Consider the following 26,342-nt stretch of genomic DNA (forward strand, 5'->3'; position numbering starts at 1 on the left):
ACGGGTCAGGTGGGATGGAGCCGCAGGCGGGCGCGCATGCCGGCGCCGGGCGCGCTGTCCAGCGCCAGGTCACCGCCGATGCCGCGCGCGCGTTCGCGCATGCCGAGGATGCCGAAGGTGTGGCGCGCTTCGGGCAGCTGCATGCCGATGCCGTCGTCTTCCACGGTCAGCAGCAGCCCGTCGTCGCTCCAGACGGCGCTGACGTTGACGCTGCGCGCGCAGGCGTGGCGCTGCACGTTGGTCAGCAGTTCCTGCACGATGCGGTAGACGGCGATCTCCGCGTTACGGTCCAGGCGGCGGCGTTCGGTGTCGGGCGGGCACAGGTAGCGGCATTGCAGGCCGGTGCGGGTTTGCAGGTCTTGCAGCAGGGATTCCAGCGCGGCCCACAGGCCCAGGTGGTCCAGCACCACGGGGCGCAGGTCGCTCAGGATGCGGCGCGTCGCGCCCATGGCGGTCTGCGTCACTTCCAGCATGCGGTCCACGTGCGATTGCAGGGCTGGGGTGGCGCCCAGCTGGCGGCGCAACCAGTTCAGGTCCAGTTGCAGCGCGGTGAACGAGGCGCCCAGGTCGTCGTGGATATTGCGCGCGATGTGGGCGCGTTCTTCTTCGCGCAAGGTGGACAGGTGCGAGGACAGCCGGCGCAGCGACTCGTGCGCGTTGCTCAGTTCGGCCGTGCGTTCGCCGACGCGGCGTTCGAGCAAGGCCTGCGTGCCGTGCAGTTCACGTTCGATGCGCTTGCGCTCGGTGATGTCGGAAAACGTGACGACGGCGCCAACTACCTCGCCCTCGTTGCGGATGGGGTAGGACGCGTATTGCGCGTCGAAGCAGGAACCGTCGCGGCGCCACAGCACTTCGTCATCGACGCGCACGCCCCGGCCTTCTCGGAAAGCCTGGAAGATGCGGCAGTCGTGCACGGGCATCAGCGCGCGGTCGGCGTGGGAGTGATGAATCAGGTAATGCATGTTGCGGCCCACGACTTCATCAGGCGTGTAGCCCAGCAACGTCGCGCCCGCGCCGTTGATGAAGATGCAGCGGCCGCGCAGGTCGATGCCGTAGATGCCTTCGCCGGCCGATTCCAGCAGCATTTCAAGCTGGCGTCGCCACGCGGCGTGATGCGACAGATGTTTGAGGTCGGCAAACATGGCGCGGCCCGGATTCCCTTGTTGTGTTTTTTTAAGGGAGTTTACGGGATCGGATGTTTGCTGCGGGTCGAACTCAGGGTGGGGATATCCCTTGCGCGATCCACCCGGATCGCGCAAGCGGGGCGTTGCCTTACGCGATCAGGGCACCAACGACAGGCCCACGCGGAACTGCGATTCGTTGCGCTGGTTGTAGCCCAGCAGCGTTTCGCCGTAGCCGTTGAAATATTGCAGATGCAGATAGCCGTTCATGTTCAGCCACGTGCGTTGCAAGGGCCAGGCGAAGTCCAGCTGCGTGGTGCGGCGCTTCTGGTCGCCCTGGCGATACATGGCCGAGACCACCGCGCCATTGTCCTGCGCCCAGCGCAATTGCCAGTCGACGCGGCCGGCGTAGTCGGCGTAGTCGCGGTTTTCGTCGGCCACGCTGAAGTAGGCCTTGACCTTGGGGGCGAAGGTCAGCGTGCTGCCGCTGTCGAAGCGGTAGTGGAAGCGCGGCTCGATGTAGCCGTCGTTGACCGAGCGCGAATCGGCCCCGTCCTTGCCATTCGAGTTGTGTTCCACGCCGGTGTTCATGCCGAAGCGCCAGTTCTGGTTGGCGGACTGCCAGATGTTGTCCGACAGCCAGAACGCGCTGGGGTTGAACGTCGTGTCGATGAACGGCATCGAATCGCTTTGCAGGTCCCACAGCGAGGTCTGCGTGTAGGCCAGGTAGAAGTTCTCGCCCCAGGTTGCCGGGCGGTCGCCCGAGGGGCTGAAGAGGCGGTACTTGGCGCTGATCTGAAAGCGAGCGGTCGTCTGGCCGCGCGTGCCGATGTCGAAGTACACCGGCTTGTATTCCGAAATCGAACTGCGGAAGCGGTCGAACGCCGTGACGGGCTGCGCCGAGGGAATGGCGGCGGCGGTGGGCGCGGGGCCTCCGTCGGGCGAGGCCCCCACGGCGGTGACGGCGGCCACGGGCACCGGTTGGCCGCTGCGGGCGTCCACCACCGGGCCTTGGGCCGGCGTGCTGGCCAGGGTGCCGGTCTCGCGCCCGGTGGCGTCCAGCGCCATCATCGACGGCTGGCCTTCAATGGAAACCGCTTGCAGGCCGCGCGCGGTGCTGGGCACCACGGCGGTCCACGCCATGCGCGCAAAGTTGTTGACCGGCACGCTGTAGCTGGCGCGGTCGCCGGCCAGCTTGGCCAGGCTGCGCACGATCTGGCCGTCCTGGCTGCGCCATTGCAGCACCAGTTCGGGTGGCGCTTCCCAGTTGGCGCGCGCGCTGCCTTCGTTGAAGTACACGGCTTCGATGGTGACGGTCTCGCCCGGCGCGGCCGAGGGCCGGTCCAGGCGATACGACACGCCCGCAGCGGCGGAGCCGGCAGCGCAAAGGGCGACGGCGGCAGCCAGGACGTGCAGAGAGAAACGAGGGTGTGCAAGACGGCGTGAGGGCATGGTGCGGTGTGTTGTTCTTGTGACGAGGCAATGTAGCATCGCCCGCCGCAACTATTTGTAAGGCAGGCTTATCGGATGTAGGAGGTGTAATAAACAGGCGTTACGCGGCGATTCAGCGCGATGCCTCGCAGGCCGCATGCAACAAGGCCCCGCGCGTTGCGGACAACGCGCGGGGCCTTGCTTGTCAGGCTTGACGGTCGGGCTTATTGGCCGAACTTGATGCCTTGAGCCAAGGGCAGGTTGCGCGAGTAGTTGATGGTGTTCGTCGCGCGGCGCATGTAATTGCGCCAGGCGTCCGAACCCGATTCGCGGCCGCCGCCCGTTTCTTTTTCGCCACCAAAGGCGCCGCCGATCTCAGCGCCGGACGTGCCGATGTTGACGTTGGCGATGCCGCAATCCGAACCCGAGGCAGACAGGAAGGTCTCGGCTTCGCGCAGGTCGTTGGTGAAGATGGCCGACGACAGGCCTTGCGGCACGCCGTTCTGCAACGCCAGCGCGTCGGAGAATTCCTTGTAGCGCATCACGTACAGGATGGGCGCGAAGGTTTCGTGGCAGACCACGTCGGTCTGGCCGGGCATCTCGGCGATGGCCGGACGCATGTACCAGGCGTTAGGGTATTCATCGGCCAGCACGCGTTCGCCGCCCGTGACCTTGCCGCCCTGTTCGCGCGCGGCCTTCAGCGCGTCCTGCATGGCGTCGAACGAACCGCGATCGATCAGCGGACCGACCAGCTTGCCGCTGTCCAGCGGGTTGCCGATGGGCGCGCTGGCATAAGCCTTGTGCAGGCGCTCGACCAGCGCATCGGCCACGCTTTCATGCACGATCAGGCGGCGAGTGGTGGTGCAACGCTGACCGGCCGTGCCGATGGCGCCGAACACGATGCCGCGCGCGGCCATGTCCAGATCGGCGGTGGGGCCGACGATGATGGCGTTGTTGCCGCCCAGTTCCAGCAGCACGCGGCCGAAGCGTTGCGCCACGCGCGGGCCCACCTGGCGGCCCATGCGGGTCGAACCGGTGGCCGACACCAGCGCCACGGTGTGCGAATCGACCAGCGCTTCGCCGACTTCACGGCCGCCGATCAGCACTTCGGACAGGCCCGCGGGCGCATCGCCGAAACGCTGCATCGCCTGCGCGAAGAGGGCCTGGCAGGCCAGCGCGGTCAAGGGCGTTTTTTCAGACGGCTTCCACACCACGGCGTTGCCGCAGACGATGGCCAGCGCGGCGTTCCAGGACCACACGGCCACCGGGAAGTTGAACGCGCTGATGATGCCGATGACGCCCAGCGGATGCCAGGTTTCCATCATGCGGTGGCCGGGGCGTTCGGACGCGATGGTCAGGCCGTACAACTGGCGCGACAGGCCCACGGCGAAGTCGCAGATGTCGATCATTTCCTGCACTTCGCCTTCGCCTTCGGCGATGATCTTGCCCGCTTCCAGGCTGACCAGCCGGCCTAGCGCGGTCTTGTTTTCGCGCAGCGTTTCGCCCAACAGGCGGATCAGTTCGCCCCGGCGCGGTGCCGGCACGTCGCGCCAGGCCAGGCTGGCCTGGCGCGCGCGCGTGATGGCGGAATGGGCCTGGGCCACCGTGTGTTCATGGACCTGCGCCAGTTCAGCGCCGTCAATCGGGCTGCGCGCGGTCAGCGTGCCGCCGGTAAGGGCGTCGGCGTTCAGGCCGAGCGCTCGCAGGATGTCTTGGGGGGTGTCCATGCCGGTTCCTTGGATTGCCAGCGAAGTCATTGCTTCGCTTAAGGGTTATGCCTAAGTGGCGATTCGGGAAAAAAATTTACTATACGAAACTCCAGCGTGAATTGCGAAACTTTTTTTCTAAACCGTCTTTAGCGTCGTTTGCCCCCCTGGGCGGCGGAGCGGGGCGGTCGGAAACCCTCTTCGAGGTGCATCAGTGGCAGACGCTTTACTCGATGTCCAGGCAGTCACCAAGACCTTCCAGCGCGACGGGCAAGCCCCGCATCTGGCCCTGGACAACGTGGATTGCCAGCTGAACCGGGGGGAAGTGATGGTCGTCGTCGGCCCATCCGGTTCCGGCAAGAGCACCTTGCTGCGCACGCTGAATGGCCTGGAAAGCATCGATAGCGGCACGATCCGCGTGGACGGCGTGTCGCTGACCGATCCGGCCACCGATGTGAACCGCTGGCGCACCGAAGTGGGCATGGTGTTCCAGCACTTCAACCTGTTCCAACACCGTACTGCGCTGGATAACGTTGCGCTACCCCAGCGCGTGGTGCGTGGGCGCAGCCGCGCCGATGCCGAGCGCTACGCTCGCGAGCTGCTGGGCCGGGTCGGCATGGCCGACTACGGCGAGCGCTATCCCAGCCAGTTGTCCGGCGGCCAGCAGCAACGCGTGGCGATCGCCCGGGCGCTGGCCATGGACCCCAAACTGATGCTGTTCGACGAAGCCACCTCGGCGCTCGATCCCGAAACCGTGGGCGGCATCCTGGAACTGATGCGCCAACTGGCGCGCGATGGCATGACGATGGCGGTCGTGACCCACGAAATGGGTTTCGCCCGCGACGTCGGCGATCGCGCGCTGTTCATGGACGCGGGCCGCATCGTGGAGCGCGGTACCCCCGACGAGGTTTTCTGCCACCCCAAGGAGCCGCGCACGCGCGCCTTCCTGGACAAGATCCTGTAGTCCAAGCACAGGCCGGTCCGGCAACTCCGGGCGCTGCCGGCCATGCGGCATCACCACCAGCTTTGCCCGGAATGACACGGTTTCATCCACCTCTAGGGGACATTCAAATGTTGAAAATCAAACAATGGCTGGGCGTGGCCAGCGTCGCGTTCGCGGCGGCCACCGTGGCGCTGCCGGCGCAGGCCGACGAGTTGGGCGACATCATCAAGCGCGGCGAATTGCGCGTGGCGGTGCAGACATCGGGACCGCTGATGAGCTTCATGGACAAGTCGGGCAATCGCACCGGCCTGGCCGTGGAAGTGGCCAAGCGCATGGCCGACGACCTGGGCGTCAAGCTCGTGTTGCAGGACTACGAGTGGAAGGGCCTGCTGCCCGCGCTCTTGTCGGGCAAGGCCGACATGGTGGCCGCCGACATGACGCCCACCCCGCAACGCGCCGCGCAGGTGCTGTTCTCGGCGCCGATGTTCTACGCCGAAACCGTCGCCGTCGTGCCCAAGGATTCGCCCTACAAGTCGTATGAGGAATTGGACAAGGCGGGCGTGAACGTCGGCGTGCTGGGCGCCAGCACCTACGCCGAAGTGGGCAAGAAAATGCTGCCCAAGGCCACGATGAAAGAGTTTTCGGGTGGCAGCGCGCCGGTCGGCCAGGCCCTGTCCAGCGGCCGTCTGGACGCCGGCATCATGTCCATGTCCACCGCCAACCAGTTCCTGGTGGACTTCGGCAACCTGCGCGTGCTGGACGGCGTGATGGTGCGCGAGCCGCTGGCCTTCGCCGTCGGCCCCAACGCCTTCCGCCTGAAGTTCTGGCTGGACAACTGGCAGACGCTCAAGACCGCCGACAACACGCTGCCCGAACAGGTGAAGTACTGGTACTCCACCGACTGGAAGAAAGACCACTGATCGATAGCGCGGCACAACAGGGGAGACCGGAGCGCCCATGGACTGGTTGATTGATTACTACAACTGGCGCATCGTCAGCCAGTACACGGGCCAGTTCGCCACCGGCCTGGCCAACACGCTGATCGCGGCGGGCGCAAGCCTGGTGCTGTCGGTGCTGGCCGGCGTGCCGCTGGCCTTGCTGCACATGTCGCACCGCGCCGCCGTGTGGCGGCCGGTCGCCGCCTACGTGCAATTCATCCGGTCCACGCCCCTGCTCGTGCAGATCTACCTGGTCTATTACGCCGTGCCCATGCTGATCCCCGGCGCCAAGGGCTGGAGCGAAATGGTGCTGGGCATCATGGCCATGACCCTGCACCACGCGGCCTACATGAGCGAGATCATCCGCGTCGGCATCGAGTCCGTGCCGCGTGGCCAGATCGAAGGCGCCAAGGCCTGCGGCATGAACTATCACCAGCGGCTGCGCTACGTCGTGCTGCCGCAAGCCTTCGTCAACACGCTGCCGCCCCTGTTGGGGCAGACCGCCGTGCTGATCAAGGACACCTCGCTGCTGTCCTTGATCACCGTATTCGAATTGGTTGCGGCGGGCGTCCAGATGAACAGCGATCGCATCGTGCCCAACGAAAGCTTCCTGACCATCGCCGCCGGTTATCTGCTGATCTACGGCGTGATGTTGTTGTTGTCCCGAGGCGTCAGCCACTGGTTGGCCGGCCCGGCCTGGAACGCGAGGTAAGCATGCTGGATTCCTATCTGTCCACCGCCGGCGTCGTGCTGCCCTTTCTGCTCAAGGGCTTCTGGGTGACGCTGAAGATTTCGTTCGTGGCCATCATCGCCGGGTCGCTGCTGGGCTTTGTGATCGGCGTGATCCGCAGCTATCACATCCGTGGTATCCACCAACTGCTCGGCCTGTACATCCACATCCTGCGCGGCACGCCGTTTCTGGTGCAGCTTTATATCTTCTACTTCGTGCTGCCCAGCACCGGCATCGAACTGCTGCATTGGGATTCCGGCACCGCCGCGTTCGTGTCGCTGTCGGTGTACACGTCCTGCTATGTCGCGGAAATCGTCATGGGCGCGATCCAGTCCGTGCCGCGCGGCCAGACCGAAGGCGCGATGACGCTGGGCCTGCGGCCCCTGCAAATCCTGCGGCTGGTGGTGTTGCCGCAGGCGATGCGCCTGATCGTGCAGCCCATGAGCGGCGTCTACGTCATGCTGATCAAGAGCACCGCCATCCTGTCGGTCGTCGGCATCACCGAACTGACGCGCCAGGGCGAGGTGTTCATCATCACGTTCCCGGCCAAGTCGCTGTTCATCTACGGCATGATCGCCGCCATCTACTTCATCTATTGCTACCCGTTGCTGCGCCTGGCCAACTGGCTGGAGAAGCGCCTGACGGGCGGCCTGCAAGGCGCAAGCCTGCACTGACACGGACCCCACCGGCATGGCCTCCGAGTACATCGACACCTATTACAAGCGCACGCTGTCCGACAGCGACACGCGCTATCCGCCGTTGGCCGGCGTGGCCAGCACCGACGTCTGCGTGGTCGGCGCCGGCCTGGCCGGCTTGTCCACCGCGCTGGAACTGGCGCGGCGCGGGCGCAACGTCACGTTGCTGGAAGGCCGGCGCATTGCCTGGGGTGCTTCCGGCCGCAACGGCGGCTCGGTCTCGCCCGCGTTCTCGGCGGGCGCGGACGCCATCAAGCGCCATGTCGACGAAGACCACTACCGGCAGCTGTACCGGCTGTCGATGGAAGGCGTGGAGATCATCCGCGACAACATCCGCACGCTGGCCATCGCCGATGCGCACAAGGTGGACGGCCGCCTGCGCGTGGTGCGCTACGAAGCCACCGACGCGCTGAACCAGTGGTGCGACGCGCAGCGCCGCGACTTCGGGCGCGACGTGCGGTTCCTGACGCGCGCCCAGGTGCGCGAACGGCTGGTGTCCGACGTCTATCACCAGGGCGTCGAAGACCCGGCATCTTTTCACTTCCACCCCTTGAACTACGCGCGGGCGCTGGCCCGGGAATGTGTCCGGCTGGGCGTGCGCATCCATGAAGATTCCCCGGTCACGGGCGTGACGCTGGACGGCGCGATCAAGCACCTGAAAACAGCGCAAGGCCAGGTCGACGCGCGCACCGTGGTACTGGCCACGGGCGGCTATACGGGCGACGTGGTGCCGGCCTTGCGGCGCGCCATGTTGCCGATCGCCACCTACATCATGCTGACCGAACCGCTGGGCGACCGGGTGCTGGACGCCATCCGCAGCACCGCCGCCATCGGCGACGACCGGCGCGCTGGCAACTATTACCGCGTGCTCGATGGCGGCCGCATCGGCTGGGGCAGTAGAATCACCACCCGTGTCGAGGACCCGCCCGATCTGGCCGAGTCCTTGCGCCGCGAATTGCTGTCCGTCTACCCGCAGTTAAAGGGCGTGCGCGTTGAAACCGCATGGTCGGGCCGCATGGCCTACGCCCGTCACCTGATGCCGCAGATCGGCCAGTTGGCCCCGGACGTCTGGTACTGCACGGCGTTCGGCGGGCACGGCATGAATACCACCTCGATTGGCGGGCGCGTCGTGGCCGAAGGGATCACCGGCGACACGCAGCGCTACAAGCTGTTCGAACCCTTTGGCCTGGCCTGGAACGGCGGCGCGCTGGGGACGGCGGCGGTTCAACTGACTTATTGGTCTTACCAGGCGCGCGACTGGTGGCGGGAGCGCACTACGCGGGCATGACAAGGTACACAGGATGCAAGGCAACAAACAAAGCGCATTGGCACAACGGCTGCGAGCCTTGCGCCAGGCGCGCAACTGGACTCTGAAGCAGGCGGCGGCGGCCACCGGCGTCGCCGCCTCGACCCTGTCCAAGATAGAGAACAGCCTGCTGTCGCCCACCTATGACAACCTGATCAAGATCGCGGCGGGCCTGGAACTGGACGTGGCCGAACTGTTCAGCGCGTCCGACGCCCACATGGGCACCGGCCGGCGCAGCCTGAGCCGCCAGGGCGAAGGCCGCCAATACGAAACCCCGTACTACGACCACCGCCTGCTGTGCACCGCGCTGTCGCACAAGCGCATGATGCCGTTCCACACCCGCGTCAAGGCGCGCTCGTTCGACGAATTCCAGGACTGGAGCCGCCACGGCGGGGAAGAATTCGTCTATGTGCTGGAGGGCGAAGTCCAGCTCTACACCGAGTTCTACGAACCGGCCCGCCTGAAAGCCGGCGAGAGCTTCTATATAGACAGCCGCATGGGCCACCGGGTGATTAGTCTGAGCCCGGAGGACGCCATTGTGCTGTGGGTGTCGACGCACACGGATATCGAGGAAGCCTAGGCGACGATCCGGGCGCGCACACCTTTTTGCGCAACAAGGTAAAATGCGCCGCCCGGATATATTCCGGAGCGTCAAAGACTGCGCGGCAGTAGCTCAGCTGGATAGAGCACGGGCCTTCTAAGCCCGGGGTCGGGGGTTCGAGCCCCTCCTGCCGCGCCATCAAACTGTAAAAAGGGTTAGGCTCGGGAATTATTTTCGAGAGGCCCGTGTAAATTTGCACTCGCCATTCTGAGTGCGCTCGGATTTGCACTCAGTTTGCACTCGCAGCCGCCCGGTCCCGCATAGCTTCCAGCGCCGCGATGTAGCGCAACGCCGCGTCCTTGTCGTCGGTCCATGCAGAGGCCAACAGCGACCCTTGCTTGTTCAGCGACTGCACGATCCACCAACGGCCGCGCTCGCGCAGGCGGTTCTGCGCAATAGATGTGTAGTACAGGCGGACGGTCGTTTGCTTGGCCTTGGCTCGCGCCGGGTTCCACGCGGACTGCTGCGCAATCACCCCATCACCGAATTCCACATACGTGCCTGTGGCCCTTACGCCTTCCGGGCGGTATTTCTGTGGCTGCTCGCTTAGCACCTGCTCGATAACCGCGAGGGGATCAGCCGGAGCGGGCACGGGTGTGTACGAAACGATCTTGGATGCGCAGGCGGTCAGCAGCACCGTCAGCATCGCAGCGAGTATTGCTTTCATGGGTCCTCCCGGAACGTGAGGCCGAAATGATAGCTGGACGACGCAGGCCGAATTTCGATGCGATTTTCCGAAGGGGCAGACGCACACCGGTCATCCCTGCCGTCATCTGTTAATGCACCCGAAGGTTGCCAACCCTACACCCGGTCCTGGGGAAAGAACCCGGCCTGCAATGCCTGTTTCAGGCATTGCAGGATTGCCGCTGCCGGACCGCCCGGGGGTGCTGTGTTTATAATGCGAATCGTTATTGTTCCAATTTTTGTGCGGGCGCAGCCTTGTCTTCCTCATCCGATGTTATGAAAGGCCGGGCGGTCGAGGACCTTTATCGTGTCCATCACCGCTGGCTGGTGACACTACTGCGGCGCAAGACGGGTAACGTCGACCAGGCGGCCGACTTGGCGCACGACACCTTCGAACGGGTCTTGCGTGACGATATCCGGGCCATCATCGCGGCGCCGCGCGCCTGCCTGACCAACATCGCTCGTACGCTGACTATCGGCCATTTCCGCCGGGCGGCCGTCGAGGCGGCCTATTGCGAGGTGCTGGCGCGCCAGCCCGTCGACGTGGCCCCTTCGCCGGAAGAGCAGGCGCTGGTGATCGAGGCGGTGACGGCGGTGTGCGCCGTGTTGGATGGCTTGTCGGTGCACGTGCACCGGGTGTTCATGCTGGCGCAGGTGCAAGGCCTGTCGCAGCCCGAGATCGCCCGCGAACTGGGCATATCCACCAACGCCGTACAGAAAGCCTTGTCCAAGGCCTTGCAGCATTGCTATCTGGCGATCTATGGCTGACGCCACGATGCAGAGCAAGCGTGCCCCGGACGGCTTGCCGGTCGATCGCAAGCGCCTGGCGCAGGCGGCCGACTGGATGGCACGCCTGCAAGGCGAGCCCGGCGACGCCACGGTGGCCGCCTGTCTGCGCTGGCGTCAGGCGCATCCCGACAACGAAACCATCTGGCAGCGGATGTGCGCCATGCGCGGCGATCTTGCGGCGCGCTGTGCCGTGGCGACGCCGGCGGTCGCGGTTGAATTGATCGAGCGGGCCGCGATGCGCCGCGCGCGCCGCGACGCGCTCAAGTGGATGGTGACGGGCAGTGCCGTGGCCGGGCTGGCATGGGCCGCCGATCCGTGGGAACGTTGGCCCGTCCTGCTGGCGGACCAGCGCACGGGCACGGGCGAGCTGCGCACCCTGACGTTGGATGACGGCACGCGCATCGTCATGGGGCCCGGCACCGCGCTGGACCTGCGCCTGGACCAGCGGCCTCGCTCTCTTGCGCTGCGTTCGGGTGAAATCTTGATCACAAGCGCCGGTTCCAACAACTTGGGCCCGCTGTCGGTGATGACGCGAGACGGCGTGTTGACGCCGGTGGGTACGCGCTATTCCGTACGCGACAACGGGGATGACCTGGGCTATGAGATTGCCGTTTTCGAAGGGGCGGTGGATATCGTCGCGCGCGCCGATGGGCGGGTGACACGGGTGCTGGCAGGCAAGCAGACGACGTTGCAAGCGTTGGGCGTCGGTCCGGTGCTGCCGGTGGCGCCGGGCGCGGACGCGTGGACGCATGGCATGTTGTTGGCCGACCGGATGCCGCTGGGCGACTTCGTGGCCCAACTGGCCCGCTACCGGAAGGGCGTGCTGCGTTGTGATCCCGCAATCGCGGGGCTGGAGGTAGTAGGCACGTATCCGTTGGCGGACACCGACAGCATCCTGACGATGCTGCCCCGGGTGTTGCCCGTGCGGGTGCATTACCGCACGCGGTATTGGGTGTCCCTGAGCGCCGCCCATTGATGGCGCGGTGAAGTTGTTACAGGAAAGGCGGAATTTCAGCGTTCGAGCGAAAGAGATAGAGAACGGCGCCAACACACCGGCGTATCTGTTTTCCATCCCAGTCTAGGAACTCTGAGTCATGGCCTTCCCCCGAGCCGCCCGCCACACCCTTCTTGCGTCGGTATTGCTTGGCGCAATCCTTCCCCATCTGCCGTCTTCTGCTTGGGCGCAGGCGGCGGCCGACGATCAACGTCGCACCTATCGCATTGACGCGGGCGGCTTGAATGCCGCCTTGTTGAGCTTCGGCGCTCAGGCAGGGGTGTTGATCGCAAGCGATCCCGCCGTCACGTCGGGTTTGCAGAGTCCGGGCGTGGACGGGGTGATGAGCGTCAGGGAAGGGCTCGTGGCGTTGCTGCGCGGCACGGGTCTGGAGGCTCTGCCTGAGCGTGACGGGTATCGCCTGGTTCGCGTGCCGCCGCCCGGCGTGACTCAGCTTGAGCCCGTCACCGTGCTGGGCCGCGCGGGCGTGACCGAAAACACCGGTTCTTTCACCGCCAGTTCGGCCACGGTGGGAGGCAAGACGGCGCAAGCGCTGCGCGAAGTGCCGCAAAGCGTGTCGGTGATCACCCGGCAAGAGATCGAAGACCGGCGTCTGGTCAGTCTGAACGACGTGATGAGCGCCACGCCGGGCATCTCGATGTTCCAGGGCGCGATGCTCAGTAGCAACTACCTGTCGCGCGGATTCGCAATCGGCAATATGCGCGTGGATGGCGGGGCGTCGATGTACCGCTCGTTCGGTGCGGACGATGACATGGCGTTCTATGACCACGTCGAAGTGCTGCGCGGTGCTGATGGCCTGTTTGGCGGCGCCAACGAAGCGGGCGGCACGATCAACCTGGTGCGCAAGAAACCCACCCCGGAATTGCAGATCATCGCGCAGGCCGAGGTAGGCAGTTGGGCCTATAAGCGCACGGATCTGGACGTGAGTGGTCCGCTGACGGAAAACGGCAAGCTGCGTGGGCGCGGCGTGCTCGCCTATGAAGACAAGGACTTCTTCTACGATGTGGCGCACAGCCGCCGCACGCTGGGCTACGGGATGCTTGAAGCGGATCTGACCAGCACCACCACGGCCTTTGTCGGGGCGTCTTATCAAAAGCGGGACTCGTCTTATCAAGGCTACGGTTTGCCGCGCTATGCCACCGGCGAGGACCTGAAGCTTCCCCGCAGTACCTACCTGAGCGGCGCCGACGATCAGGCGACCCGGACCATCGTCAATCTCTTCGGGCATGTGACGCAGCAGCTTGGAGGCGATTGGAGCGCCAACCTGGACATCAACCATGAAAACTCGCACCAGGACCGCTTCGATCACTATTTCTCCGGCGCGATCGACCCCTTGACGGGGAGCGGGCTGTTCGACGCCGCCAGCAACCAGAACGAGCACTTCAAGAACACGTCCATCGACTTGTCCGCCAATGGTTCGTTTGGCCTGTGGGGCCGCCGCCACCAGGTGGTGGTGGGCGCCAGCTGGGAACGTTTCCGGCCTAGCACTTATGGTTCCAAACCGTCCAACCGCGGCCAGGCGGTGCCTGACATCTTCGAGTTCAATCCATACGATTACCCGCGCGGCACGGACTTCACGCCGATGTGGAATCAGACCACCGACACGCGGCAGGTCGGCGTGTACGGGTCGCTGAACATGCATCTGGCGGATCCTCTGCATGTCATTGTGGGCGGTCGCCTGAGCCGGTACGACTACACATTTACGAACCAGACATTGAATGCGGCAAGGGAGGTCCTGGCAACGTCGGTGACCCAGTACCAGGACGACAATGTCTTCACGCCGTATGTGGCCGCAACGGTTGACCTGAACGACACGTGGACCACCTACGTCAGCGTCGCCGAAACCTTCAAATCGCAAGCCAACAGCCTGCAAGGCCCGGCGCCCGGTAACCCACTGGATCCGGTGACCGGCCGCAACTACGAGATCGGCCTGAAGGGCGAGCATCTGGACGGCAAGCTGCATAGCGCCTTCGCCATTTATCAGATCGAGCGCAAGAATGCCGCCGTGCGCGATGCGGCCTATCCGTCCAGCAGGGCGGGCAACGGCGCGACTTGCTGCTTCCTGCCCAACGGGAACATCGTCAGCAAGGGCTTTGACGCGGAACTGAGCGGGGAAGTGGCGCCGGGCGTCCAACTGACAGCCAGCTACAACTACAACCAGAATCGCGACCGCAATGCGTCGGGTGGCAGCTATCAGCCGCTGACTCCCAAGCACATGGCCAAGATTTTTGCGACCTACCAGTTGCCAGGCGAACTGCATCGCTGGAAAGTGGGCGGCGGCGTCAGCATCCAAAGCACTACCTATGTCAGCGGCAGCGCTTACTTGCGTAATGCCAACGGCAGCCTCAGCACGCAAAGCACGCCATACAAGTTCACGCAGCCGGGTTACGCAATCTGGAATGCGTTTGCCCAATACCAGATCAGCGACAACTGGTCGGCGCAGGTCAACGTGAACAATCTGTTCGACAAGACCTACTACAGCACGGTCGGTTACCTGGACTACGGCAACTTCTACGGGACGCCGCGCAGCGCCGCATTGACCTTGCGCGGCCGCTTCTAAGCCGTTGTCGCCCGCCGCATCCAAGGGGAACCCCCTTGGTGTGGCTGGGATCAGGCCTGGACGTGTTCCTCAGTACCTTGAGCCTGATTCTTGAGCAGAGCCACGACGCTGCCGTGGAAATGTCCGCTGGAACATGGGATGGGGCGGAGGCCCCATCGATAGCTGCGCGGTGGGTGGCGAGTCCTCCGATACTCAGTCCTTGAAATGAGGGGCTCGAATATCCCCCATCTCAAATTCTCAAAGCCGCCCCATTCACTGGCTTGACCATCACACCCGCCAGATCCACCCCTTCCAGGCACCGCACATTGATCGCCCAGCCGGTAAAGGCTTGCTTTCCCTGCGCCAGTTCTTCAGCCGTGGGCGCGCTGGGCTTGCGAAACGGCAGTATCCCGCATCGAGGGCAGAAATAATCCCTGGCGGTTTGCGTACCCCATTGATAGACGCTCAGGTCTTCCAAGGGGGTGACCAGGCGCAGCGCGTCTGCCGGCACGCGATGGATCAGCGCACCGCGTCGTTGGCAGATTGAACAATTGCAGCTGCGGACATGATCCAGATCCATGTCGACTTCAAAGCGGCACGCGCCGCAATGGCAGGAGCCTTGATAGGTTTGCATGACGCGACTGCTTATTAGAGTGGGCAAGCGGGTCAGGATAGCGGATAGGGCGATCCGTAGCGCGATGGCCCCATGCTACGTGGACTCGGTCCCGAGCTTGGCCTGCCATTCCGCCAGCACACGGTCGCTGAGGGCGGTGGCTTGGCCCAGGTAGTTCGCCGGATCGCTCAATCGGTCGAGCTCTTCCCGGCTCAATAAATTACGCGTCGCCTCGTTTTGCGTCAATGCGTCCTGGACCGCGACTTTCAAGGTGCAGCGCCTGCGCACGGCCTCTTGCGACGCTCGTTCAATGACTTCATGCGCCTGCATCCGGCCGATTCGTGACCCCAGCGCCAACGCATACGCTTCGGCCAGGACCAGCCCGTTGGTTGCGTCCAGGTTGCGGGCCATTCTGGCCGCGTCGACTTCAAGGCCGTCCAGCATGCTCACCGCGTGGCGCAGCGCGCCGCCAGCCAATGCGCAGATCTGCGGCAAGACGTCCCATTCCGCCTGCCATCCGCCCAATGCGCGTTCGTGCTCCTGGACCATCGCGGACAACACCGTGGACACGAGCGGCGGCACGCGGGTCGCGGCGGCCAGGATGGCGGCGCTGCCGACGGGATTGCGCTTGTGCGGCATGGTGCTGGAGCCTCCGCGTCCCGGCCCGCCGGGTTCTGCCACCTCGGCGATTTCAGTCTGCGCCATCAGCGATACATCGCGGGCGATCTTGCCCAACGTGCCGGTCAGTACGCCCAGCGTCGCGGCGACATTGGCCAACCGATCGCGATGCGTGTGCCAAGGCATGCCGGGTAGCGCCAGGCCAAGTTCTTCTGCGAAGGCGTGCGCGACGGCGGGGGCGGCATCGCCCAGGCTGGCCAAGGTGCCGGCCGCGCCGCCGAATTGCAGCAGCGCGATCTGCTCGGCGTCTTGCCGCAGGCGTTGCCGGCTGCGCTCCAAGGCTTCGAGCCAGCCCGCCGTCTTCAGGCCGAAGGTGGTGGGAAGCGCATGTTGCAACCAGGTCCGGCCCACGATGAGGGTGTCGCGGTGGGCGGCGGTGAGCCGCGCGCATGCCGCTTGCGCGGAGCCGATATCCTGATCCAGTTGTGCAATGGTCTGCTGGAGCTGCAAGACGAGCGCGGTATCCAGGATGTCCTGGCTGGTGGCGCCCCAATGCACGTAGCGCGCAGCCTCGGGGTCCACCTGCCGCACGGCCGCCGTCAGTTGCTTGACGAAGGGAATGGCGATGTTGCCGGCCAACATCGAGGCGGCGGCGATCTGCTCCAGGTCGAGGATGCCGTCGATATCATCGGCATGGCAGACCTCGTCGATACAACGGGCGGCGCTGTCGGGAATGACGCCGCACCGGGCCTGGGCGCGTGCCAGCGCCGCCTCCACGGCCAGCATGCGGCGCAGGGTGCCGGGGCCGGAGAACAGCCCCATGATGTCGCGGTCGGAGTAAATCTGTTCGGTCAGGCCGGATAGAGTCGTCATGGTTCGCGCCGTTCTACAACGCTGTCAGATGTCGAAGAAGACGGTTTCGCCGGCGCCTTGCAGCACGACATTCCAGCGCAGCAGGCCGTCGTCGGAGGCAGTTGCAATCAGCGTGGCGCGGCGCGCGGCCGGGGTCTGGCGCAGCACCCAGTCCTCGTCATTGGCTTGGGCCTCATCGGGGAAATACATGCGGGTGGACAGATGCTTGAGCAATCCACGCATGAACAGCGAGACGACCAGATGGGGGGCTTGCAGCGCGCCGTCCGGGGCGGGAACGCGGCCGGGCTTGATCGTGGTGATGCGAAACGAGCCGTCCGGCTCCGTGGGCACGCGCCCGAATCCCGTGAAGCCCGCGGCTGCCCCTTCACTGCCGGCATGGCGCGGGTCGTCGGGGTGGCGATAGACGCCGCGTGCATCGGCTTGCCAGATCTCGATCATGCCGTCGGGAACCGGCTTGCCCTGTCCATCGGTAACGCGGCCATGGATAGTGACCGGCGTTGCGCCCAGGTCGGGCAGGCCCGCCGTCAGGTCGGAACAGTTCAAACCCGACAGGCCGATGTGCAGGTAGGGGCCGACGGTTTGTGAGGTGGTGGGGTAGAGCATGCGTTACTCCATCGGGGTAGCGTTACGGCCGCGCAGCACGATATCGAAGCGATACCCCAGCGCGTATTCGGGCACGGTGGTTTCCCAATCGAGCGTGGCCACCAGCCGCGCGCGGGCCTTGGCGTCCGGCACGCATTGGAAGATGGGGTCGAATTCCAGCAGCGGATCGCCCGGAAAGTACATCTGCGTGACCAGGCGCGTGGCATAGGCGCGGCCAAACAATGAAAAGTGGATGTGCTGCGGGCGCCAGCCGTTGTAGTGGTTGCCCCAGGGATAGGCGCCCGGCTTGATCGTCTTGAATTGATAGCGGCCTTGCGCATCGGTGACGGTGCGGCCTTCGCCGCTGAAATTCGGGTCCAGCGGCGCATCGTGCTGGTCGCGCTTGTGCAGGTAGCGGCCGGCGGCATTGGCCTGCCAGATTTCGATCAGGGCATCGGGCACGGGGCGCCCATTTTCATCGAGCACGCGACCCGACACGATGATGCGTTCGCCGATGGCGTCCACATTGGCGATGCGTGAAAGATCGTTGTCGCCGTTCTTGACGAAGGCGGCGCCGAACGCGGGGCCGGTGATTTCGGACAAGGTCTGCGCCACTGCAATCAGCGGTTCGTTGGGCGATCGAAGCAGGGTGGATCCATAGGGCTCGAAGCGGTAGCCGGGCTGCGTGTCCCAGAAAGGACGCCGGTACTGGGCAAGATCGGACATTGCGTAAGCTCTCCTTTGTATGGCGGTTCAAACCGGCCCGTTCGACGATGCGAACGGGCCGCGAGGATCAACCACCGAACCAGCGTGCGGGAACGATGACCAGCGCCGGAAACGCGACCATCAGGAACATGACCAGGAATTCAGCCGCCATGAACGGCACCACCCCGCGCGTGACGTCATCCATCTTCATCTTGCCCACGCCCGCCACCACGTTGAGCACCGCGCCCACGGGCGGCGTCACCAGGCCGATGGAGTTGTTGATGATGAACAGCACGCCGAAATACACCGGGTCAATGCCGGCCGCGCGCACCAGCGGCATCAGTACGGGCGTTAGGATCAGGATGGTCGGCGTCATGTCCATGGCGGTGCCTACCACCATGACCAACACCATGATGGCCGCCATCAGCAAGATCTTGTTGCCCATGAACGGTTGCAGCATGTCCACCACCTTGGCGGGCAGGTCGGCCACGGTGATCAGCCAGGCGCTGACCATCGCGGCGGCTATCAGGAACATGACGATGGCGCTGGTCTTGGCGGCAGATACGAACACGGCGTACAGCTGGTTGAGCTTCAGTTCGCGGTAGACCAGCGTGGACACCAGCAGCGCGTAGGTCGCGGCGACGACGGCGGCTTCGGTGGGCGTGAATACGCCCATGCGCAAACCCACCAGGATGATGACCGGCAACATCAGCGCCCATAACGCCTTGCGGAATGCGGTGCCGATTTCCTGGACGGACTTGCGCGGGGGCGGCACCAGTTTCTCGCGGCGCGCGAGCCAGAACCAGGTCAGCCACAGCGCGCCGCCGAGCATCAGCCCAGGAACGATGGCGGCCATGAACAGCTTCGATATGGACACATTCGCCGCTACGCCAAAGATCACCAGCCCGATGCTGGGTGGGATGACGGGGCCGATCACGCCGGTGGCTGCGATCAGTCCACCCGCGGTATCTTTCCTGTGGCCGGCGCTGACCATCATGGGCAGCAGCAAGGCGGTCAACGCGGCGGCATCGGCCACGGCGGAACCGGACAGGGCGGACAGCAGGCAGCCGGCCATGATGGTCACGTAGCCCAGGCCGCCCTTGACGTGGCCCACCAGCGCCAGCGCCAGGTCCACGATGCGGCGCGACAAGCCGCCCACATTCATGATTTCGCCGGCCAGCATGAAGAACGGCACGGCCAGCAGGGGAAAGCTGTCGGCCCCGCCAATGACGTTCTGCGCCAGGATCTGCGAATCGAATATGTCCAGATGCCACATCAGCGCCACGCCGCTTGCCAACAGCGCGAAGGCAATGGGCACGCCCAGCGCCATGACGCCCAGCAGCGACCCCAGAAAAACAACGATGGTCATGTGCTTCTCCCCGGCGCGCTCTGTTGGGCGTCGTCCAGAATTTGCTTGATCTGCACGGCCTCTTCGGATTCCTGGATCATGATCAGGTCCTGGTCGCGCAGCTTGCCGCTCAAGACACGGTAAAGGTCCACCGCGATGATCAGCCCGGCCAGTGTCGAGAACACCAGGCCCGCTGCATACACGATGGCGATGGGCAGGCCGCTGACCGGCGCGCTGACTTCGGCGTTGATGACGGCCTGTTCCCAACTGCCCTTGAACATCAGGCCCACGATGTAGAGCATGATGATCTGACCCACCACCAGGCAGATCTTCTTGCCCGCAGTCGGCAGCTTGGCCACCACCATGTCCATGCCCAGGTGGCCGCGTTCCTTCAGCGCGATGACGGCGCCCAGGAAAGTCAGCCAGATGAACATCCAGCGCGAGAGTTCTTCCGACAAGGTAATGCCGGAATTGAAGCCGTAGCGCGCGACCACGTTGCCAAAGACCAGCACGACCATCGCCGCCAGCAGCAGGGCGATGGCCATCTCCAGCACGCGGCATGCGCCCGCGATGAGCCTGTCTATGAAGACCATGGGCCTGCTCCTTGCACAGAGGGATGAACGTTGCGCGTCGTCATGCCTTGGCTTCCCGCAGGAGGTCGACCAGCCCACGCAGCGCGGTCAGGTACGAATGCGGGCCCAGGCCTTGCACCGTGCCACGCACTGCCGGCGAAATAATCGAATGCGCGCGCCACGTTTCGCGTGCCGCGATGTTTGACATATGCACTTCCAGCGTGGGGAAAGGCATGGCCTTGATGGCGTCATGCAGCGGCACGCCGTGTTGGGTCAGGCCCGCCGGATTGACCAGCGCGCCCTGCGCCGCGTCGATGTTTTCGTGCAGGAAATCGATCAGCGCGCCTTCGTGGTTCGATTGCAGCGTCGCCAGCTCAACGCCCAGCTCGCTGGCCAGCGCCGTCAGGCGCTGATTGATTTCCGACAGGGTGGTGGTGCCGTAGATATGCGGCTCGCGGCGGCCGAACAGGTTGAGGTTCGGGCCGTGCAATACAAGGATCTTCATGATGGATGGGCCGGTGCGTTTACTTGCGGATGCGCGCGAGTTCGTCGTTGTAGAGCTTGACGATGGCGGGGTCGTAGCTGCCGGTGAAGTGATCGATGACCGGTTTGACGACCTGCTGCATGCGGACTTTTTCGCCCGGTTCGATCGTGTTGTATTGAATGCCCTTGGCTTGCAGTTCGGCCACCGCCTTCTGCGCGGCCTCGCGGCTGACCTTGCGTTGATAGCCGCGCGCTTCGTCGGCCGATTCGTTCATCATGCGTTGCTCGGCGGGCGAGAGCTTGTCCCAGAACTTCTTGCTGACCAGCACGATGTTCGCGGCGTAGACATGGTTGGTGGCGCTGACGTATTTCTGGACTTCGTAGAACTTGTTCGACAGGATTACCGAGTACGGATTTTCCTGGCCGTCCACCGCTTTGGATTCCAGCGCGCCGTACAGTTCGGCGAACGGCATCGGCACGGGGTTGGCTTTGAATGCCTTGAACGTATCCAGGAACACCGGGTTGGGAATGACGCGGATCTTCAGCCCCGACAGGTCTTCCGGCTTGGTGATGGGATGCTTGGAGTTGGTCACGTTGCGAAAGCCCAGGTCCCAGAAGCCCAGTGCAACCAGCCCTTTCTCGGGAAGCTTGGCGATCAGCGCCTTGCCCAGCGGGCCGTCCAGCAACGCGTCGGCCTGTCCGAAGTCGGTCACGGAGAAGGGCAGGTCGATCAACCCGAATTCCTTGACGATGCCGGCCAGCGATGTGGTCGCCGGGGCCGACATTTCCTGCACGCCGCCTTGCAGACCGGACTGCTGCTGCATTTCATTGCCAAGCTGCGACGCCGGGAATTCCTTGACCTTCAGCTTGCCGCCGCTCTTGGCGGCGAGGATCTCCGCAAACTTCTGCACGCCCGCGCTGACGGGGTGATCGGTATTGTTCAGGTGGCCGAAGCGGATGGTGCGTTCCTGGACGTCTTGCGCGCTGGCCGTCATGGCGGCCGAGCATAGAACGCCCATCAAGCCCAAGCAGAAAATGCGGGTCTTCATCGTTGTCTTCTTCCTGATTTTTGGAATGTTCTCGATGTCTTGGATGACTCGGTAGTGGAATGTAATTCCGAGTGGAATAGTTTTCCACCTAGGGTTATCATCCATTACCCCATTACTTGTTGAGATGACATGGCCGGAGTCCTCGAACGCGCGCTCGCCGTCATGGAGCACCTATCCTCCAGACCCGAAGGCGTGCCGCTAGCCTCGCTTGCGCAGCAGTTGGAAATCCCACAAAGCGCCGCCCATCGCTTGCTGACGGACCTGTGCCGTTGCGGCTATGTCAGGCAGATCCGCGATCACGGTGACTATGCGCTGACGGCACGCGTCGCCTCTATCGGTCTGAGCTATCTGGCTGCCACCGGCATCGTCGATATCGCCCAGCCGCTGGTCGACCGGCTTGCCGACATTTCGGGCGAACTGGTGCGGTTGGCCATCGTCGACAACGAGCGGCTCACCTGGGTGGCCAAAGCGCAAGGCGCGCGCCATGGCCTGCGCTATGACCCTGAAATGGGCTCGGACGCCAGGCTGTCTTGCAGCGCTTCCGGGCATGCATGGATGTTGACGATGTCGGACGAGCGCGCGCTGGATCTGGTGTCGCGGCAAGGCTTCGGATCGCCCTCTGAATACGGGCCGAACGCGCCGACCACGATCGCGGCGCTGACGAAAATGCTGCATGCGGGCCGCAAGCGCGGCTACGCAATGATCAACGAAGTGTTCGCGCCGGGCATGACGGCCATGGCGGCGCCAGTGCAGCGCAAGGGTGAAGACGCCATCGGCGTGCTCAGTATCGCGGGCCCGGCCATGCGGCTGACCGAAGCGCGCATGGTGGAGCTAGGCCCGCACTTGCTGGCAGCCACGGAAGAACTGGCGCTGGCCAGCTTGGCCTCCCCGATGTTTCGCAAGCGTTTCCCCATGCAGGGCCGCAACGCCGACGAGGATACGGTCAAGTAATCGAGGCCGCGTCGGCGCTGGCGGGCCCGTTGCCCCAGGTGCCCACGCGGGCCGAGCGCAGCAGGGGCGACGCCTCGCCCGCTTGCGCCAATTCTCCGGCCGCGCGCAGCAGCGCAGGCCCGAACTTTTCCATCGCCTTCACGGTCAGCCGTTGCGACGGCCCCGCCACCACCAGGATGCCGGTGCTGGCGTGGCCGGGACGGCGTATGGGCGCGGCCATTGCGCTCATTCCGGCGGCGTAGACGTCTTGCAGGATGCTGTAGCCGCGACGGCGGTGGGCATCCAGGCTGGCCAGCAGCGCGCGGATTGACGTAGGCGCGTTGGGGCCGAAGTCGCGCGGCTTGCCCAGCCCCTGTTCCGTGACATAAGCGATGGCCTGGTCTTCCGGCAGGGTCATCAACCACGCGTGGCCCGCCGCGCTGCACGACAGCCGCAGGTCTATACCCATATCGGGGTCGTAGAGCAGTCCTGATTTTGCGCCCTGCGCCTTGGCCACCAAGGTCAGCCGCTTGCCGTCCACGATGGCCAGGCGCACCAGTTCTCCGGTGGCCAAAGCGAAGCGGTCGATGACCGGTTGCGCGATGTCCACTACGCCGGAGCGCCCCAGAAAACTCAGCCCCATCGAGGCCAGCTTGGTCGTCAGCGCATATTCTCCGCGCACCGGCGTCTGCCGCACATAGCCGTACTTCATCAGTTCATGCAGCGTGCGATGGCAGCCGCTGCGCAACTGATTCAAGTCGTCGGCAACAGTGGCCAGCGCCACGCCGTCAGGGTGCTGGGCCAAGTATTCCAGCAACGCCAGTGTTTTTTCAATCGCCCCGCTCATTGCACGCTCCTGAGGTTTGACGCGGTGAAAATTGCGCGCCGTTCAAATTTTGAATTTGGCCAAAATTTGAACGGTATTCAAAATTATGCCCTATGCTCGCAGCCACTATTTCGTTGCCGACACCAACCGAGAGAGGGGTTGCGATGCAAACCAGAAAGCCGTTCGTCCGCCTTGCCGTAAGCGCCGTCGCCACACTGATCGGGTGTTTGACCTGGAGCGCCACGGTGGCGGCGCAAGAGGTCAAGGCGCGCACGTTGAAGTTCGCATTCAGCTTGGCGGAGGACCACCCCTTGGGCCAAGGCGCGAAAAAGTTCGCCGATCTGGTTGCCGAGAAAAGCGGTGGCAAGATGAAGGTATCGATCTACGCCAACGCGGTGCTGGGCGGCGATCCGCAGAACCTGTCCGCAGTACGGGGCGGCACCTTGGATTTCACCTCGATGGCCACGGGGCTGCTGGCCGGCATCGACAAGCGGTTCATGGTGTTTGACCTGCCCTTTCTGTTCAACGATGCGCGCGAAGCCTATGCGGTGTCGGACGGCCCCGTCGGCCAGCAACTGCTGGACGGACTTGGCGCTCACGGTTTGGTGGGCCTGGGTATCTGGGACCTGGGCTTTCGCAACATGACCAACAGCAAGCGTCCCATCGCCAATGTGCAGGATTTTCAGGGCTTGAAAATCCGGGTCATTGCCGCGCCGGTCTACATCGATATGTTCAAGACGCTGGGCGCCAATCCCGTACCGATGACGTTCGGAGAAGTCTATGGCGCGCTGGAATCCAAGGCCATCGACGGGCAGGACAATCCGGTAGGTGTGATCCAGTCCGCGAAATTTGCCGAGGTGCAGAAATACCTTTCGCTGACACGACATATCTATACCGGCATGCCGTTCCTGATGAGCAAGAAAACTTGGGACGGCATGACGCCGGCCGAACGCAAGATCATTCAAGAGGCCGCGGCCGAGGCCAAGTCGCAAGAGCGAAAGATATCGCAGGCCAAGGAAGCCGTCGCCATCGAGGACCTGAAGAAGCTGATGCAGGTGAACGCTTTGACCGCGCAGGAGGTCGACGGTCTGCGCGACGCCGTCAAACCGGTCGTGGATAAATTCGCTGGCGAGATCGGTCCCGACGTCATGCAGCAGGTTGCCACGGAATTGTCCGCACTGCGGGCAAAGCGCTGATCATGGCGCTGCTTGGCAAGGCGGCCATCGCCATGTGGTGGGACATCGCGCCGGCCTGGCGCTCGGAATTTGAAGACTGGCATTCCCATGAGCACTTTCCCGAACGCATGGGCGTGCCGGGCTTTCTGCGCGGTTCGCGCTGGATAAGCGCTCATGGTGGGCAAGGGTTCTTCGTCATGTACGAGCTGGACGCCTACGCCACCCTGAGTTCGCCGGCTTACCTGGGCCGGTTGAATCGGCCCACGCCGTGGTCCACCAAGCTGATGCCGCAGCATCGCAACATGATCCGCAGCCAGTGCAAGGTGCTGGAAAGCGTCGGCGGCGGCCTGGCAAGATACGCGCTGACCCTGCGCCTGTCACCGCGCGACGGCGGCCAGGACGGGTTGCGGGCCTATCTGAAAGCGTATGCGGACGCTGCCTGCCTGCGTCCCGGCATTACGGGCGCCCACCTGCTCATGACCCAGACCCCCGCGATTCCCCAGACCACCGAGCAGGCCATACGTGGTGCCAAGGACGGAGTCGCCGACTGGATCTATGTGGTCAACGGCTATGAAATCAACGCGGTCGCCGCTTGCGAAGGCGAGCTGCGCACAGCCGAGGAACTGGCGTTGCACGCGGAGCCGGCGGCGTTGTGGTCGGACATTTACTGTCTGTCGCATAGCTTGGAAGTGTTATCCCCGACTCCCAAGCACCAAAACTTCGTCGACAATTGAGTGATATCCCACTTCGATATCCCTCTCCATGACCACCGCCGACCATCCCTTTCTTGCTTCCCTGACCCTCAATACCAGCGAAGACGGCCTGCGCTATCTGCAAGGCAATATCGACACGTCGCCCGACATCAATGGGGGGCAGGTCTACGTTTCCGTGCAAGTGCTGGCGGACTCCCGCGATAACGAAGCCGGGCTGGCGGCGTTCGAGCGGATCATCGCCGATCTGGGCGTGTACATCGGCAAGGCGTCCGCGTACCTGGAAGAGGTCTACCGCAGCGAGCCCGCCTTGCTGGGTTGCGATGCGTCCTTCCAGTTGCCGGCCGGCATGCCCCTGGTGGACGGCCCGGAGATCATTTTTCACGGCGAGGAAGAATGGTCGATCCTGTTCGCCGAAGGCGTGTTCCCCATCTGCGAGCCCTACGGCATCATGGTGAACTTCGAGGATGGCGAGGTCGCCGACTTCACCGACCTGTCGGGCGCCGAGGACGATTGATCGTCCGTCCGGCTACGACTTGGAACGAATATTCGACGTTTGGCTTGCTATAAAGATGGATTGCCACCGCCATCTTGGGCCAGGAAAAATGTTGATTCGATTGCTGAGTCGCCCCGCCGTGGTGCTCGTTGTTGCCGCACTCTCCGCTTGTTCCTCCACGAAGCCACCCGCCCCCAGCACGGCTACCGGCGCAGCCGCTGCAGAAGAGCGGGTCGTCGCCGACAACTGCAAGATCCTGCGCAGCCGCTGCATTTTTGAAGGGTCTTACGATGCGGGCGAGCGCAACTATGCCGAGCTGGAAGCCAAGCGCCTGAACAAGGCCGAATTGGATCGGCTGCGCCGCATGGCGCAATAGTCCGGACAGCGTCCGGACTACGCACGGCCCCAAGGCGTTTTTATTAATGGTTTTGGGAGGCTGGCGATTATCTATTGACCTGCTTATTCCCGGTTGATTATCTCGCTGATGGTTTATTGCAGAATAATCCGCAATAAAGTTAATGCGTTAGATACTTTCTGTCTGGTTTGATTGCCTTTCCTAAACATCGGCGTTCCGTCCCTCACTACACTGCGCGGTCGGTGTAGAAATGCGAATCCGGAATGCTGAACAGGGCGGTGATAGTGCATGTGGCTTCTTTGCTTGTGCTTTGGCCATCACAAAAAATAAGGCAGGAGATAATCTGTGTGGAATATCCCGTTAATCCCCGAATAATTGTCTTGATTCGGAAAGACGTGTTTTTGCAGTGGAACGCGCCGTCGCAAGGTGGCTGCACTTCCGGCCCCGAACAAGGCGTGGCGCCTATCAAGGCGGTGACCGGAATCCGGGGCTGATCCGCCGACCGCGCG

General features: G+C 64.0%; 27 protein-coding genes and 1 tRNA gene. 15 read left to right on the forward strand and 13 right to left on the reverse strand.

Annotation, left to right across the window (positions count from 1 at the left end; genetic code table 11):
* Positions 1–5 precede the first annotated feature (5 nt).
* The 3 genes from API01S_RS24260 to amaB form a co-directional block, all read right to left on the reverse strand.
* On the reverse strand, positions 6–1,142 hold the full coding sequence (locus API01S_RS24260) for a sensor histidine kinase (RefSeq protein ID WP_050729744.1): 1,137 nt from the start codon (positions 1,140–1,142) through the stop codon (positions 6–8).
* A gap of 138 nt (positions 1,143–1,280) precedes the next feature.
* Positions 1,281–2,573 carry a phospholipase A gene (locus tag API01S_RS24265; protein WP_061306369.1) on the reverse strand — a complete coding sequence of 431 codons (1,293 nt, stop codon included), beginning with the start codon at positions 2,571–2,573 and terminating at the stop codon, positions 1,281–1,283.
* A gap of 203 nt (positions 2,574–2,776) precedes the next feature.
* A complete protein-coding gene (amaB, locus tag API01S_RS24270) occupies positions 2,777–4,279 on the reverse strand; it encodes an L-piperidine-6-carboxylate dehydrogenase (RefSeq protein ID WP_061306370.1) in 1,503 nt (500 codons plus the stop codon).
* Between the two features lie 193 nt (positions 4,280–4,472).
* On the opposite strand from amaB, the gene API01S_RS24275 reads away from it, so the two are divergent.
* The 7 genes from API01S_RS24275 to API01S_RS24305 all read left to right on the forward strand — a co-directional run bounded on the left by API01S_RS24275 (position 4,473) and on the right by API01S_RS24305 (position 9,609).
* Positions 4,473–5,222: an amino acid ABC transporter ATP-binding protein gene (locus API01S_RS24275; protein ID WP_006220792.1), complete on the forward strand. Its 750-nt coding sequence runs from the start codon at positions 4,473–4,475 to the stop codon at positions 5,220–5,222.
* 107 nt (positions 5,223–5,329) lie between these two features.
* Entirely contained in the window at positions 5,330–6,121 is a 792-nt protein-coding gene (locus API01S_RS24280; RefSeq protein WP_006220791.1) for an ABC transporter substrate-binding protein, read from the forward strand.
* A gap of 37 nt (positions 6,122–6,158) precedes the next feature.
* Positions 6,159–6,851 (forward strand): amino acid ABC transporter permease, encoded by a 693-nt coding sequence (locus API01S_RS24285; protein WP_006220790.1) that lies wholly within the window; start codon positions 6,159–6,161, stop codon positions 6,849–6,851.
* Between the two features lie 2 nt (positions 6,852–6,853).
* Positions 6,854–7,543: an amino acid ABC transporter permease gene (locus API01S_RS24290; protein ID WP_050729746.1), complete on the forward strand. Its 690-nt coding sequence runs from the start codon at positions 6,854–6,856 to the stop codon at positions 7,541–7,543.
* A 16-nt stretch (positions 7,544–7,559) separates the two neighbouring features.
* Positions 7,560–8,852: an NAD(P)/FAD-dependent oxidoreductase gene (locus API01S_RS24295; protein ID WP_061306371.1), complete on the forward strand. Its 1,293-nt coding sequence runs from the start codon at positions 7,560–7,562 to the stop codon at positions 8,850–8,852.
* Between the two features lie 13 nt (positions 8,853–8,865).
* A complete protein-coding gene (locus API01S_RS24300) occupies positions 8,866–9,450 on the forward strand; it encodes a helix-turn-helix domain-containing protein (RefSeq protein ID WP_006220787.1) in 585 nt (194 codons plus the stop codon).
* 82 nt (positions 9,451–9,532) lie between these two features.
* Positions 9,533–9,609, forward strand: a tRNA-Arg gene (locus API01S_RS24305).
* A gap of 91 nt (positions 9,610–9,700) precedes the next feature.
* Here API01S_RS24305 and API01S_RS24310 read toward each other — a convergent pair.
* The gene (locus API01S_RS24310) at positions 9,701–10,138 is read right to left on the reverse strand and encodes a hypothetical protein (protein ID WP_156329914.1); all 438 of its coding nucleotides are present in this window, start codon (positions 10,136–10,138) and stop codon (positions 9,701–9,703) included.
* A gap of 293 nt (positions 10,139–10,431) precedes the next feature.
* On the opposite strand from API01S_RS24310, the gene API01S_RS24315 reads away from it, so the two are divergent.
* The 3 genes from API01S_RS24315 to API01S_RS24325 all read left to right on the forward strand — a co-directional run bounded on the left by API01S_RS24315 (position 10,432) and on the right by API01S_RS24325 (position 14,519).
* A complete protein-coding gene (locus API01S_RS24315; RefSeq protein WP_050729749.1) occupies positions 10,432–10,923 on the forward strand; it encodes a sigma-70 family RNA polymerase sigma factor in 492 nt (163 codons plus the stop codon).
* The gene (locus API01S_RS24320; protein WP_061306372.1) at positions 10,916–11,920 is read left to right on the forward strand and encodes a FecR domain-containing protein; all 1,005 of its coding nucleotides are present in this window, start codon (positions 10,916–10,918) and stop codon (positions 11,918–11,920) included. Before API01S_RS24315 ends, API01S_RS24320 begins: the two co-directional genes overlap by 8 nt.
* Before the next feature lie 118 nt (positions 11,921–12,038).
* Positions 12,039–14,519, forward strand: coding sequence for a TonB-dependent siderophore receptor (locus API01S_RS24325; RefSeq protein WP_084802502.1), 2,481 nt, complete (start codon positions 12,039–12,041; stop codon positions 14,517–14,519).
* A gap of 229 nt (positions 14,520–14,748) precedes the next feature.
* Here the strand turns inward: API01S_RS24325 and API01S_RS24330 are convergent, their stop codons facing one another.
* From API01S_RS24330 to API01S_RS24365, 8 genes are all read right to left on the reverse strand, one after another.
* On the reverse strand, positions 14,749–15,132 hold the full coding sequence (locus API01S_RS24330) for a GFA family protein (protein ID WP_050729752.1): 384 nt from the start codon (positions 15,130–15,132) through the stop codon (positions 14,749–14,751).
* Positions 15,133–15,207: 75 nt separating this feature from the next.
* Positions 15,208–16,602 carry a 3-carboxy-cis,cis-muconate cycloisomerase gene (locus tag API01S_RS24335; protein ID WP_061306374.1) on the reverse strand — a complete coding sequence of 465 codons (1,395 nt, stop codon included), beginning with the start codon at positions 16,600–16,602 and terminating at the stop codon, positions 15,208–15,210.
* Positions 16,603–16,626: 24 nt separating this feature from the next.
* Positions 16,627–17,205 (reverse strand): protocatechuate 3,4-dioxygenase subunit alpha, encoded by a 579-nt coding sequence (gene pcaG, locus API01S_RS24340; RefSeq protein ID WP_061306375.1) that lies wholly within the window; start codon positions 17,203–17,205, stop codon positions 16,627–16,629.
* A 3-nt stretch (positions 17,206–17,208) separates the two neighbouring features.
* Positions 17,209–17,910: a protocatechuate 3,4-dioxygenase subunit beta gene (gene pcaH / locus API01S_RS24345; protein ID WP_061306376.1), complete on the reverse strand. Its 702-nt coding sequence runs from the start codon at positions 17,908–17,910 to the stop codon at positions 17,209–17,211.
* Positions 17,911–17,977: 67 nt separating this feature from the next.
* Complete coding sequence (locus tag API01S_RS24350) at positions 17,978–19,258, reverse strand: TRAP transporter large permease subunit (RefSeq protein WP_050729756.1); 1,281 nt, start codon at positions 19,256–19,258, stop codon at positions 17,978–17,980.
* The gene (locus API01S_RS24355; protein ID WP_061306428.1) at positions 19,255–19,821 is read right to left on the reverse strand and encodes a TRAP transporter small permease; all 567 of its coding nucleotides are present in this window, start codon (positions 19,819–19,821) and stop codon (positions 19,255–19,257) included. Before API01S_RS24355 ends, API01S_RS24350 begins: the two co-directional genes overlap by 4 nt.
* Positions 19,822–19,870: 49 nt before the next feature.
* On the reverse strand, positions 19,871–20,314 hold the full coding sequence (locus API01S_RS24360; protein ID WP_050729757.1) for a type II 3-dehydroquinate dehydratase: 444 nt from the start codon (positions 20,312–20,314) through the stop codon (positions 19,871–19,873).
* 19 nt (positions 20,315–20,333) lie between these two features.
* Positions 20,334–21,341, reverse strand: a complete 1,008-nt coding sequence (locus tag API01S_RS24365; RefSeq protein ID WP_050729758.1) for a TRAP transporter substrate-binding protein — start codon at positions 21,339–21,341, stop codon at positions 20,334–20,336.
* 129 nt (positions 21,342–21,470) lie between these two features.
* On the opposite strand from API01S_RS24365, the gene API01S_RS24370 reads away from it, so the two are divergent.
* Positions 21,471–22,292, forward strand: a complete 822-nt coding sequence (locus tag API01S_RS24370) for an IclR family transcriptional regulator (protein ID WP_061306377.1) — start codon at positions 21,471–21,473, stop codon at positions 22,290–22,292.
* Here API01S_RS24370 and API01S_RS24375 read toward each other — a convergent pair.
* Entirely contained in the window at positions 22,285–23,118 is an 834-nt protein-coding gene (locus API01S_RS24375; RefSeq protein ID WP_061306378.1) for an IclR family transcriptional regulator, read from the reverse strand. The genes API01S_RS24370 and API01S_RS24375 overlap by 8 nt on opposite strands.
* 143 nt (positions 23,119–23,261) lie before the next feature.
* On the opposite strand from API01S_RS24375, the gene API01S_RS24380 reads away from it, so the two are divergent.
* From API01S_RS24380 to API01S_RS24395, 4 genes are read left to right on the forward strand one after another with little or no spacing between them, the layout of a single operon-like run.
* On the forward strand, positions 23,262–24,293 hold the full coding sequence (locus API01S_RS24380; protein ID WP_061306379.1) for a TRAP transporter substrate-binding protein: 1,032 nt from the start codon (positions 23,262–23,264) through the stop codon (positions 24,291–24,293).
* A 2-nt stretch (positions 24,294–24,295) separates the two neighbouring features.
* A complete protein-coding gene (locus API01S_RS24385; RefSeq protein WP_061306380.1) occupies positions 24,296–25,006 on the forward strand; it encodes a hypothetical protein in 711 nt (236 codons plus the stop codon).
* A gap of 28 nt (positions 25,007–25,034) precedes the next feature.
* Positions 25,035–25,499 (forward strand): hypothetical protein, encoded by a 465-nt coding sequence (locus tag API01S_RS24390; protein WP_061306381.1) that lies wholly within the window; start codon positions 25,035–25,037, stop codon positions 25,497–25,499.
* A gap of 19 nt (positions 25,500–25,518) precedes the next feature.
* Positions 25,519–25,854, forward strand: coding sequence for a hypothetical protein (locus tag API01S_RS24395; protein ID WP_322788547.1), 336 nt, complete (start codon positions 25,519–25,521; stop codon positions 25,852–25,854).
* Positions 25,855–26,342: the final 488 nt, after the last annotated feature.

This window comes from Achromobacter piechaudii NBRC 102461, assembly GCF_001571245.1.
In the GTDB taxonomy this organism is placed as follows: Bacteria; Pseudomonadota; Gammaproteobacteria; order Burkholderiales; family Burkholderiaceae_B; genus Achromobacter; species Achromobacter piechaudii.